This is a genomic window from Photobacterium sp. AWH4_225 (assembly GCF_056158405.1).
In genome coordinates this window covers 1,348,686-1,361,457 of the sequence record NZ_JBSWTF010000001.1, presented here as the reverse complement: position 1 = coordinate 1,361,457, position 12,772 = coordinate 1,348,686, and the positions used below count along the sequence as shown (strand labels likewise).

The window sequence follows — 12,772 nt, the reverse complement described above, 5'->3', positions numbered from 1 at the left end:
TATGGACTTCCGCTTTTTTGTATCATTCATCAATTAAAAGTCGAGTAATTTTTCTTTCTCTAATTCAGCACAACGGCTTTCGTTATAGCTTTCATCCCAGCGGTTGTTTAACTCGAAGCCACTAGAATTGATCCTAATGAACTTATCGTTACTATCTGAACCGTAATCCCAAGACATGTCATCAGCAAACAGGCTGTCACTGAACCACTTACGTGACATCTGAGCCATTAGCTTCTTATCCGCAGAGTTTGCCAGTACCATCTCACCTTTGATGTTCATTTCTTTATTGAAGACATACGGTAGTTCAGCAGCATGGCAGGCTTTGCCTTTCACCGTACCATCAAGGTTTTGACAACTTAATGCAGCCAAAGGTGAAGCTCTAAATGGCCAGAAGTTAAATTGTGATTCATGCTCAAATTGGTACATGATTACATTATGACCTTTGCCATTATTTTCGAATTGTGTCTTCAACGCTTTTCGTGACGGGCAAGTAAATAGCATATCATTTGCTAGCATACGGGCTTTACGAACGTTTTCGCTGGACATTTGAATGGTGTCTTCAGGCGATGGAGTGTAGGCCTCAATTTCTAAAAGCTTAGAGCCTTTCTGCTTCCAGCAGTCCCAAAATGGAGTACAGTCAACAGTTGGTACTCCACCAAAGAAACTCTTAACCAATAGCTCATACATACCGTACAAGCTTCTTATCGGTACATATTCACCATCAAGGAAAATATAATCACCATTACTGTCTTTAATATTTGCATAAAGCAATGCTTCAAACATGGAAGTAAAGATGTTCGCTTCATCAGTATTAAAGCCAACCACAGTTGGCACACTATAAGGAGTATCAATAGGTTGCTCCTTCATAGTTACTTCATCTAAATATGGCGCATAAGGTAGAAACCCTGAAGCTCTAGGTGTTGATGTAATCAGATTCGAAATCAAGATACTTCCAGACTTACCATATGATTGAATATCCATAATCTGATTTGGAGTTAGAGTTTTAGAGTAAAGATCCACTCCATAATGTTTTTTAGAGTAACTATTTAACTGCACTTCCAAATTTGACGCCGACTCTTCATCCTTATATGGAATACCATAAGGATTACTTTGCATAATTGCCCGTTGGTAATAGCCATTATTAGAAGGGTCATCTAGATCTTCGCCACCAGCAACAACAGAATCTTGCTGCAAAATACCAATAGACATTGCACCAGCACTTTCACCAAATACTGTCACATTGTCACTATCACCACCGAAGTATTGGATATTCTTATTTACCCACTCTAACGCACGCTTCTGGTCACCAATACCGAAGTTACCACCTGCTTGATTTTCAGGTTGCGTTCCATCCACCCATAGGCTTCCCAGAAGTCCGAGACGGTAGTTTAAAGTCACCGCAATAAATGGTTCGTCTCTATCGCCCGATTCATTATTAGCATCAGAGACACTCTGCGCGACAATAGTGTCACCATGGTTAAGTGGCAACGAACCCGCACCACTTTCAAATGATCCGCCGTGAATGAACACATAAACTGGCAACTCTTGCTGTTCAGAGATACCCGCAGGTCGCCAGATGTTCAGGCTTAAACAGTCCTCTGATTGGGCAATACCTTCGTTACCTGCCTGCGGACAGATATCACCAAACGCTGTAGCGTCAATTAGCCCTTTAGTTGGCTCAACCAGTTTGCTGTGTTCAAAGCGATTAGCTGATGCATATCGAATGCCTTTAAACACCTCAACATCAACGGTTTCGTCTTTATTATCCAGGTTGGTAATCTCAACTTTTTCAAGCAATCCCTTAAACTGAGCATCACCGACTTGTACAGTCACGTTGGATGGCTCCAGGTTATCTTTTCCAGATACGGATGAGTCATTGTTACAAGCAACGAGGGCTAACGCGATGCCTGTTGCGATAATAGAGCGGGAATAATTTTTCATCATTATAGTCTTTATATGCTTCTTGTTTTTTATTTACAGCAATATATAAGTTAAAAGTATTAACCTTCAAACTTATAATTAAGCCGTTTGTGTTCAGTTATTATATTCAATACAAAATTAAATAACATAATATATTGATCTGGTCTGAGGTTTTAAAATAACAACCACAAAGATAAATAACGGTTAAAACAAACAGCACCACCAATAGATAAGGCGCTAGCATATAAAAAACAAATGGAACTTTTCAATGGCATAATGAGTCATAGACAAAAACGCACTAACCAAGTTAAATAATTAGACACATCAATACTAACTTGATAATTTTTATTGCCTCATATCACACAGCCTTCATTACAATTAGAAATACCTTTCAGACGTAAATTCAGAACGCTTATACATATAGCAGCGCAGTTAACACTTTCGAAAAACAAACAAATACAAACAGCCGATAATTAAAATAAAATAACTGGTCAGAGTTGTTTAAATAAATACTCACTCTAGAATCCCAGCTAATTTCTGGCGATGTTAAACGCCAAATTCAATAATTAATAAAGTAATAAATATGTTCAAGAAGCGCCTGTTATCCTGTGCTGTAGTTTCGGCTATTACACTTTCTTCCGCCCCCTCTTTCGCAGCTGGTTTTCAATTAAACAGCCAATCAGCCACTGGTCTTGGTCGAGCTTTCGCTGGCGATGCCGTAATTGCAGATAATGCCTCTGTTGCCGCTCGAAACCCTGCCGCTATGGCACTGTTCAAAGAAGCTAACTTTTCTCTTGGCTTCAATGTTATTGCTACCGACGTCAGACTAAAAAGCGGCACCTACAATGATATAAATATCCCTGACTTCGCCATCACCCAAGAAGATATCTCAGGTACCGATGGTATCGGTGGTACCTCTTTTGTACCGAACTTACACCTTGTTATGCCACTGAATGACAAATGGGCTTGGGGTCTATCTGCATATTCTAACTTTGGTACTGCCACTGAGTTTGACGAAAAATTTTCAGCTAACCTTTTTGGTGGAAAAACCAGCATTAAAAGCATGAACTTAGGGACAACTCTTTCTTATCGCCTAACTGATAACTTCAGTATTGGCGCTGGATTAGACCTAATTTATGGCATGGGTGAGCTGAAGCGTACTTACAAAGGTATTACCGCGGTTGATATTGATGCAACAGGCACAGCGCTAGGCTGGAATACCGGTATTGTTTACGAAGTAAATGATGATCATCGCTTTGGGTTAAGTTACCGTTCTAGCCCTACTGTGGATGCAGAAGGTGACGACCCAACTGATAAAATATCTCTACCACTACCAGACATTGCCGAGTTTTCAGGTTATCACCGCTTGAACGAGAAATTTGCTGCCCACTATAGCCTTCAATGGGTACAGTGGAGCAAGTTCGATACAATCAACATTCAAACTCAAGACATGCTGTTTGGTCTAGTTCCCTCTCAGTCAATTGATAAACAATATCAATGGAAAGATGCCGGCCATATTTCCGTCGGGGGTACTTACTACCTAAACAACGATTGGACGCTGCGCGCTGGTTATATGTATGACGTCGCCGCAACAGACGAATTGAAATCTATTTCAATCCCAGATTCCGATCGCCAATGGCTATCTGCAGGCTTTAGCTACAACCTAAATGCGAAAGAAACTATCGACTTTGGATTCACTTACCTTATTGGTCAGGATGTGACCTTCGATGAGCATTTGAACCCTGAGCTGGATGCACCGTCAATTACCGGTGCGACAACCCGCGCCGATGCTATTTTGTTTGGCCTGCAATATAGCCGCTCGTTTTAATCAATAACCCATTCGATTATCTCTGTAAACGGAAACCCTGTGTGGTTTCCGTTTTTCTGTTTTTTTTCATGAATTAGCATGGTGAAGCCCCAGTCTTGGGTCTAAGATTTATTGTATCAATTTCATGATTGCAGCATGTTTCTCTTCTCTGTAAACCAGAGTGCCATGCTCATCGTCGCATCACGATATTGGTCAATGCCATGAGAAAGACAAGAACCGTACAAAAAATCCGTTTTGGCAGAAAGCGTGGCCTACACACAACATTTATCAGGCAATCTGAGCTTGAGCAGCTAAACCCGTTTGTGCAATGGGATCATTACACCGCTAAAGCGCTGATACATTCCAAGCGCCTCGACTATCAGAGCCACTCAGGCGTTGATGCTGTTAGCTACCCCGTGATCGGCAAACTTAGTCACCATGACTCAACAGGCAACCACGTCACCCTTGCCAGTGGCGATGTCCATATCATGACGTCAGGTGATGGCATTATTCATAAAGACATCATGACGCCGCAAAACGGCCAAGTGGAATCCTTTTGTCTGGGTACGATTCTTCCTGCTGGGCAAATGGAAATGTCACCGGCTAGCTGCATTAATTTTGATACCCAACAATTGCCGCTTATCGAAGAGCATGACTCGACAACAAAGGTGATTATCGGGAGCTATAAGGGTATCGCAAGCCCTGCGAAATACAGTATTCCCATGACATTCCTCGATATAATGATTGCACCATATGGATGTTGGTACTTCGACACCGATCCTGAACAACTGGCAGGGTTTGTCTATCTTCGCTCTGGTAGCGTGTATATCGGCGGCAGCCAGCTCCATAATCGCCAAATGGCAACCCTAAATCAGTCACCATTACCGATTGAAGTCCGTACCAGTAAGCTGGGAGCCAGGATCTTTATTGTGACTGGAAAACCTCAGCAACAGCCTTTAATCTCAAATCATCACTCGGTTCACTCATCGCAGAAAAATATGTCAAAAGCGACTCAAAACATCGACCGCTTGATGACGACAAGAAAGTGATCTTGATTCAATAACCATACAATGAGTGATATTGATCGCAAAAACAGACACTCAATTTTTTGACACCCTTTTTGCTGTAGCCCGTCAACAGCGGGGTAAATTTGACCCAACAAGGCGATTTATAAATCAACATTTCATCCTCTGAGTTTGTTGCAAGAATTAATGACAAAATTTCGCCCCTGCGAATACCTGTAGCCAATATTTACTCCCCCTCCCCTACGCTCAGACATCCCCCTAACAAATAACAAGCAGCGCCAGCAAAATCATATAAGCGTTTAAATTAAAAGGATTTATTTTATCATCTGATTATCCCCACTACCTAACAGGTCGCCTTTCCATGCCTTCTATCAGTACTCAACCAGGCTTGTTATCCCACTCACGCAGTAAATTAATCCTGCCAGTGCTGCTGGGCTTGTGGGGATCCAAGGGGTATGCCAGTGATTTAGAGCAGTTAATGTCCATGAGCTTAGAAGAGCTCAGCTTAGTGGATTTCCAGGTAACTTCCGTAGCCAAGAAACCGCAATCCATTAAGGATATACCCGCAGCGGTTTATGTAATCTCCAATGACCAAATTCGCCGTAGCGGGGTTCGCTCTATTGCGGAAGCACTTGCGCTGGCACCTGGAGTCCAAGTTACCCGTATCTCCGAGTACAACTGGCAAGTATCCCTGCGCGGACTCAATGAGGTGCTGTTCAATAAGCTCTTGGTCATGATTGACGGGCGAAGCGTCTATAGCCCATTAATGTCAGGTACCTTTTGGCACACTATCGACACACTCCTCGAAGACATTGAGCGCATAGAGATCATCCGCGGTGCGGCAGGCACCATGTGGGGAGGCAATGCCGCTAACGGTGTAGTCAATATCATCACGAAAGAGAGTCAAGACACCCTAGGCCACTATGGGGAGGTGGCCGGTGGTGAGTACGGTTACCGGGAGCTTAATTACCGCTACGGTACGCGTTTCAATGAAAACCTCACAGCACGAGCCTTTGTTAAAGGGATTAAAGGGGACTATTACGTAGATAATGATGATACCTGGCGCAACATTCGTGGCGGGCTCCGAGCCGACTACACAGCCGACAATCATCATTTCACCTTTCAGCTAGGTGGATACCAAACAAGATCTGATCACTCTTGGTTCTATGCCGACTTTTCATCGCCGGTATATAGCCTTTTTCAGGAAACAAATCTTAAGGTTTATTCTGAAGGCGCCTACATCAGCGCTAACTGGCAAGCGCAGCAAGATACCAGCTTTTATGAAGCCAATCTCTGGGCTGATACTAACTCCACGGATGAACCATCTGCCGCCGGAAAGTTCCATACTCTCGATATAGATTTACTTGGCCATCATCAACTTAGTCCAAGCCAACAACTGACTATCGGAGGAGGAGCCCGTGCCATCCATCGCCGTACAGAGCCTTATCCTGATGATCACTATACCCGTCTTGAACCATGGGGCCGCTACAGCCATGATCCTGTAGGCACTGATAGCATTTTCAATACCTACGTCCAGCTAGAGTCCCAGCTGACGGATACAATCAGCTCAACCATTGGGGTTAAAGTAGAGCACTTTAGCCTTAACAACAGCACAGAGCTGCAGCCACAGGCTCGGCTGTTATATCAACCAAGCATCGATCAGCAGTTTTGGGTTGGGGCTGCGCGTGCTGTTGTGACACCGTCATTTGTTACCACCAAGACCGATGGTTATTTTCTGGCTTCTGTCTGTCTTAGCGAAGACTGCCAAGATAATCGTCCTGGCATTATCTACACTGCGGCTAACGAAAATCTAGAGACAGAGTCCGTTATTACTCTTGATATGGGCCACCGTTTTTTTGCGTCGGATGCATTAACGGTTGATAGCACCCTGTTTTACAGTCAGTACAATAACCTACTGATGGAAAGTGGCAGTGAATGGATTTGCATTTATGGCCAATGCCAAGACGGCACCCAACTTCCTAGCGAAATGTTTGCTTTGGTACAGACGTATAGCGATAACCTCGATATCGAAAACTATGGCTTTGAAACCGCGATCCAATGGACACCGGTACCAGATTTTAGTCTCAATACCAGCTATAGCTATATTCAGACCTCAGCCTCCTGCACAGGACATGTAAATTGCGAACCTGATGCGATGTCAGGCAGTAAGCTCAAATATAGCCACCAGCCATCACACCTACTATCACTTCAGAGCCTATGGCAGATCACTCCGGCCTGGCAGCTTGATTTATGGTTCAAATACAAAAGCGCCGTCTCAAGCTCTATCGACTATTTCGCCTCCCCTTCTGTCAGCACCTTGGATGCAAGGATCGCTTGGCAGAAGCAAGCTGACTGGCCCCGCATTGAGTTAATTATCGATGCACTTGGCCGTAATCCTTATCAAGATATGCCAGAGATGGCCAAAGTCGATCAAAATATCTACCTGAAAGCCAGCTGGGGGATCCATTAATGTTACGACGATGGTACCCATCCTTAGTATCAACCATAGCTTTTCTTGCTCTACCGCTAAGTTGGGCGGTATATGGCAAAAACCAGCAAACACAAAGTTTCGCTGAGCATGATATCAAAGCAGTCTATGTCTACCGCTTAGCCAGCTTTATTCGATGGCCTGAGGGAGAAAAGAACAAAATCGCTTTCTGCACACTAGGTAATGACAATACCACGCGTAGCTTGGAAGCCCTCTTTCGCCAGCAGAGTGCCCGTGGCCAGTTCGAAGCCGTCAGCTCGTTAACCGATGCCGCCTTGAAGTGTGATTTGTTGTACCTAACTCAGGACGCTATCGAGCAGTTCAACCCACTTCCGCAATATAAAGGGTTGCTCACCATCAGTGATGCACCCAGCACGCTAGAGGAAGGTGGAATGATTGAACTCAGGACACTGAATTACCGGGTAAAACCCGCACTGCATCTTGAAAATATCGATAACGGCCAGCTTAACGTTAGCTCGCAGTTGCTGCGTATCGCTATTCTCGTTTCCGACCTTAAAGGAAATAAAGGAGGTGACAATGAATAATTGGCTAAAAAACCTCACCCTGAACCAGCGCTTGTCTTTTCCGATTATGACGTTCAACTTGCTGGTATTGCTTGGCTTTCAGTTTATTAGCTATCAAAGCTATCTGGCTATAGAGCGAGAGAACCTAGTTTCTAGAACCCAGATCCTTGCTAAGGGGGTGGGGAGTAACCTCTCTGCACCGGTATTGTTCCATGATAGCTTTGCCGCAAAAGAAATCTTATCCGCGCTTAAGGCCGACGAGCTCATCGTAAATGCAAGACTGGAATTGCCCGACCATTCGCTCTTTGCCGAATATGAAAGCCCATCATTTCCATACATTGAACCGAATATTGAGCAAAAACACTTCATCCGCCAGCATGGATACCATTTTGGTAAAGACAATCTGTACCTCATTGTGCCAGTCGTCATTGATGGGGAGGCGATTGCCCATATCCACCTTGCCGCATCCCTGCACCAGCTCAATGAAATTCAGGTGACACACCTTAAGGTCAGCCTGTTCCTTTTCCTGATACTAATCATTACCAGTTCTTACTTTATCAACCAGATCCAGCGCTGGGTCGTCACTCCGATAACCGAACTCAACAAAGGCATTCGCCGGTTAATCCAAGGGGATGCACACTTGCCTATTCCGCATAGCCAGTTCTCCAATGACGAACTCTATGAACTTACCCTTGGCTTCAACAACATGGTCAACACAATCAATCAGCGAGACAAAGAGCTACGCAGTGCCATGCAAAAACTGGCCATTGAAAAAGCCTTTGCCGATGAGGTGATCGAAACCGTCCAGCATGCCTTGATTGTTGTGAATAATTACGGTGTGATCACCTTGGCTAATGAAGCTTGCCAGTCTATGTTCGAGCTTTCTTCTTTTCAGCTTTTCAACAAGCCGCTTATTGACATTTTGCAGCCCAGCGAGAGAGATGCATTTCAATTATTATTAAATGATACGCTCAACAAAAACAGAGAGATCGAGCAACTAGTTATCGAAAGCCGCGCCCATTCCCAAGAAGTAAGGACGTTCCAGTTGGTCAGCAGGCCACTGCGCCACAAACAGCAAACCTTGTTCGCTATTGAGGATGTTACCGAACGGCAACATGCGGACCGGCAGCAAAAACTCGTGACCAAAGTTTTCGATAATAGCCAAGATGCCATTTTACTTTTTGATCGCGAAAACCGGGTAACCATGGTCAATACGACCTTTATCCGCCTATCGGGGTTCAAAGAACAAGATATTCTGGGTAAACACTACCACCACATTATCGCGAAAGAAGAGCTGGACCCAGTATTGGGTAAGATCAAGGAGGCCCTTGCAACACAAATCCAATGGCATGGTGAGCTCAACTTTTCAACCTGTGACGGTCAAGAGCTGCCTTTATATATTCGTATCAGCCAAATTAATGATCCCTATAGCCAAGACCAGCAAACCGTAGTGATCGGCTCCGATATGCGCTCGATGAAAAAAATGAAGCAGCTCGAATATCAAGCCAACCACGATATGCTGACTAACTTGCCAAATCGCGGCAAGTTATATCAAACCCTTTACGATAAGCTTCGTGAGCAGCAGCTATCGGGCCATTCATTCTGTGTGCTTTTTCTTGATCTCGACGGATTTAAAAGTATCAATGACAATTTTGGCCATGATATCGGCGATCAGGTATTGATCACTATCGCAAATAGGCTGACCCAAGCGGTCAATCGCCACGATGTTGTTGCCCGTATCGCCGGAGACGAATTCGTTATTGTCTTATCCGTGGGACAAAACAGTTCGTCAATACAAGATACGACAAATAAAATAATGGAATCTATTTCTATGCCGATGAAAATTGAAAATTATCAATTAACCATTGGCGCAAGCATTGGTAGTTATCTCGTTCAGAGTAACGAATATCAAAATATCAATGATATTTTACGACGAGCCGATAAAGCGATGTACAAAGCGAAGTTAAAAGGAAAAGGCCAGCTTATTCACTATCTCCCCTCCCAGCATGTTGAACGGGAAGTAGCTGCAGACAGCTAATTAACAATTAATCATTGAGGGTTCCGCTACCACCATAAAGGGCTTTTCGGTGGTAGCGAGCAATCGTTGAACCGGAGTAACGATTAACGGTTGGCTAAGCGAAATGTACCTTTTGAGCTGAACCAAACGGCCTGCGTTTTTTTCCGGCCTAGCAACATTGGACCATCATCAAAGAATAGGAAATTTTTCCAATTGCGCTTGAACACACCCCATTTCGTTTCAATCACATTGTACTTTTCGTAGCAGAAGAACACGGTGGTGTTATCTTCCCAATCAAGAAAATCCAACATTTCTTCCGGCATTTCAGGTTCGTCGCTATCCCAAGCTTGTTGCCAATCAATAGGTGCAGACCAGATCTTGTCGTTATGTGCCCAATCCCCATTTTCAAAATGATCAGCATCAGGACTTTGACGACTGACATGCTCGCCCCAAATCTGGGCAGATCGTGCTTGGGTAAAGGGTTTGATTAAGGCCAAGTCTGATTCGGCAACTGGCATAGATGCGTGGGTGAAAATCCACTTGCGGGAATAGTTATCTAACTCTACGTGGTTCATTGGACGACCTAACAATTCAAGACGGGAGAAATGTACCTGAGTCGTCCCTATTGTGCCAGTAGTTATCCGGTTTTAACGCTAATTACTCTATGACTCACATCAATCGAGCGGTGACTTACCGCTCGATTACCCGAAATTATTGCTATTTTTTCTGATCCCAAAGATTACTCACCCAACCGCCGACGGCATCATCATAATGACAACCCGTATAGTGTTTCTCGACAACGACTGGTTCTTGCTTGTTGGATTCAATCAATTTAGAAATGTGGCATGCCATCGGATCGCCACCTGTAGTCAAGCGACGGCGAGTCGCTACTTCTTTGATGATTTGCAAGCGGTAAGCCGAGTTCATTTTCTTCATCTTTCCACACCTCTATTGATTGAGCCCAAATAAAAATAGGAGGCGTTAAGAAAATCGTCAAATAACAGACTTATAAAGTTCACACATATCAACTAAAGGGAAAATTTCATGGCTTTATATTTCAATGATTTAATTCCACATTTTTTATCTTGTTATTTTAATTATTCACATTAACAACATAATACTCTGATATATAAGGAATAAAAATGTCATTAAAAATTCTTTATTAATACAAAAAAGATTCACAGTTTTGCGAGTTATCTCTCTCCGACATATCTGTCTCATTTTTCCTACAACGCGACTCACAATATGCGTAATGTCTAATCTCACAACATTTTTACTCGCGGTAAGTGGCAGTAATGTGATAGACGATTTAAAATGAAAAGCTAATACAACAACAACTTAGATTATGTACAACTTAGCCACCAACCTCGAGCGTAATGCCGATTTTCGAGGCAATGACACCGCTTTGATTTTCAATGATGAGAAAATCAACTTCCGCATTCTGAACAACATGGTCAATGCGATCGCCAACCATCTTTGTGAAATTGGTATCAAGCCTGATGACAAAGTAGCGATTTCGTGCCCAAACATGCCCGCTTTTGTCATTGGCTATTATGCTATCCAAAAAGTGGGGGCTGTCACTGTTCCACTCAATATCATGCTCAAAGGCCCTGAAGTGGCCTACCACCTGAACGATTCCGACGCAGTTGCTATCATCAGTTTCCAGGGAAACAGTGCGCTACCGACTGGGGAATATTGTTTCGAAGGGTTTAATCAAACCCCTAATTGCCAACATTTCATCTCTATTGAATCCGGCAGCGGCGAACCTTTACCTGAAGGTGCCCACAGCTTTAACCAGTGGCTGACCTCAGGCAACACTCATTTTGAGGCCGTTTACCGCCGAGCTGAAGATACCTGTGTGATCCTATACACATCTGGTACTACAGGGCGCGCTAAAGGGGCTGAGCTCAGCCAGAGCAATATGCTGTGTAATGCCCAGGCCTGCCAGGCACTGACGAACCAGAAGGGCTCTGATGTCAGCATCGCTATCCTGCCACTGTTCCACACTTTTGGTCAGTCGCTCATCATGAACACCTCTATCCTTGCAGGTAGCGCCCTCGTTCTGATCCCGCGCTTTGTACCTAAAAGTGTTTTCCAGCAAATGCACAAACACAAAGTCACCCATATGGCTGGTGTACCTACCATGTTCATGGGGCTGCTTGCTTTTGCAGAAAAACATGGCAACGCTGATATTGATGAAATCGCAGATAACCTGAAGGTCGCCATTTCAGGTGGTGCCTCTATGCCTGTTGAGATCCTCAAACAGTTCGAAGAGAAACTGAAAGTGCCTGTCATCGAAGGCTATGGCTTGTCTGAGTCTTCCCCTGTTGCCGCTTTCAATCACCTGGAATATGAGCGTAAGCCCGGTAGTATTGGCCAGCCTTTACCGGGTGTTGCCATGAAAGTTGTCGATGACAGCGGCCATGAAGTCCCTCGCGGAAAAGAAGGCGAGCTCCTGATCCGTGGTCATAACGTCATGAAGGGGTACTATAAGAAGCCTGAAGAAACCGCCAAAACCGTGGTCAATGGATGGCTTCATACTGGTGATATTGTTCGGATGGACGATGAAGGCTATGTATATGTCGTCGACCGCTTGAAGGAGGTGATCATCCGTGGTGGTTTCAACATTTACCCTAGAGATATCGAAGAAACCTTTATGACCCACCCGGATGTTCAGATGATTGCTGTCATTGGCGTTCCTCACAAGACGTACGGTGAAGAAGCTAAAGCCTTTATCATCCTGAAGGAAAATGCAACTGTCACAGCAAAAGAGCTGGTTGCTTGGGGTAAGGAGCGCCTCGCTGACTACAAATACCCGCGCTTGATTGAAATTACCGAAGAGCTGCCGATGACCGCTACTGGCAAGATCCTCAAACGTTTACTGAAATAGGCACTTTTCAATAAATTTATTGCAGGCCTGCGCCTCTAGCAGGCCAATTTGGCATATTAGCGCCCGCCCTGCTAACTTAATTACATCATCCAACGTATTGA

The 12,772-nt window shown here is 44.2% G+C and carries 9 protein-coding genes; 6 read left to right on the top strand and 3 right to left on the bottom strand.

All coding sequences use genetic code 11. The features are described 5' to 3' along the window. Nucleotides 1-33: 33 nt before the first annotated feature. Nucleotides 34-1,941, bottom strand: a complete 1,908-nt coding sequence (locus ACXAD4_RS06640) for a carboxylesterase family protein (protein ID WP_475239832.1) — start codon at nt 1,939-1,941, stop codon at nt 34-36. Between the two features lie 562 nt (nt 1,942-2,503). On the opposite strand from ACXAD4_RS06640, the gene ACXAD4_RS06635 reads away from it, so the two are divergent. The 5 genes from ACXAD4_RS06635 to ACXAD4_RS06615 all read left to right on the top strand — a co-directional run bounded on the left by ACXAD4_RS06635 (nt 2,504) and on the right by ACXAD4_RS06615 (nt 9,802). Continuing rightward, nucleotides 2,504-3,748 carry an outer membrane protein transport protein gene (locus ACXAD4_RS06635; RefSeq protein WP_475239830.1) on the top strand — a complete coding sequence of 415 codons (1,245 nt, stop codon included), beginning with the start codon at nt 2,504-2,506 and terminating at the stop codon, nt 3,746-3,748. A gap of 200 nt (nt 3,749-3,948) precedes the next feature. Next, nucleotides 3,949-4,776 carry a pirin family protein gene (locus tag ACXAD4_RS06630; RefSeq protein WP_475239828.1) on the top strand — a complete coding sequence of 276 codons (828 nt, stop codon included), beginning with the start codon at nt 3,949-3,951 and terminating at the stop codon, nt 4,774-4,776. A gap of 337 nt (nt 4,777-5,113) precedes the next feature. Further along, the gene (locus ACXAD4_RS06625; RefSeq protein WP_475239825.1) at nt 5,114-7,222 is read left to right on the top strand and encodes a TonB-dependent receptor plug domain-containing protein; all 2,109 of its coding nucleotides are present in this window, start codon (nt 5,114-5,116) and stop codon (nt 7,220-7,222) included. After that, on the top strand, nt 7,222-7,785 hold the full coding sequence (locus ACXAD4_RS06620) for a YfiR family protein (RefSeq protein WP_475239823.1): 564 nt from the start codon (nt 7,222-7,224) through the stop codon (nt 7,783-7,785). The genes ACXAD4_RS06625 and ACXAD4_RS06620 overlap by 1 nt, the downstream gene beginning before the upstream one ends. Continuing rightward, nucleotides 7,778-9,802: a sensor domain-containing diguanylate cyclase gene (locus ACXAD4_RS06615; RefSeq protein WP_475239820.1), complete on the top strand. Its 2,025-nt coding sequence runs from the start codon at nt 7,778-7,780 to the stop codon at nt 9,800-9,802. Before ACXAD4_RS06620 ends, ACXAD4_RS06615 begins: the two co-directional genes overlap by 8 nt. Before the next feature lie 83 nt (nt 9,803-9,885). On the opposite strand, the gene ACXAD4_RS06610 is transcribed toward ACXAD4_RS06615, so the two are convergent. Together ACXAD4_RS06610 and ACXAD4_RS06605 are read right to left on the bottom strand one after the other, a co-directional pair. Beyond that, nucleotides 9,886-10,356 (bottom strand): DUF2947 domain-containing protein, encoded by a 471-nt coding sequence (locus ACXAD4_RS06610; RefSeq protein WP_475239818.1) that lies wholly within the window; start codon nt 10,354-10,356, stop codon nt 9,886-9,888. A gap of 142 nt (nt 10,357-10,498) precedes the next feature. Beyond that, on the bottom strand, nt 10,499-10,717 hold the full coding sequence (locus ACXAD4_RS06605) for a hypothetical protein (RefSeq protein ID WP_475239815.1): 219 nt from the start codon (nt 10,715-10,717) through the stop codon (nt 10,499-10,501). 409 nt (nt 10,718-11,126) lie between these two features. Between ACXAD4_RS06605 and ACXAD4_RS06600 the strand changes: the two genes are divergently transcribed. Then, nucleotides 11,127-12,671, top strand: a complete 1,545-nt coding sequence (locus tag ACXAD4_RS06600; RefSeq protein WP_475239813.1) for a long-chain-fatty-acid--CoA ligase — start codon at nt 11,127-11,129, stop codon at nt 12,669-12,671. The last annotated feature ends 101 nt before the right edge of the window (nt 12,672-12,772 follow it).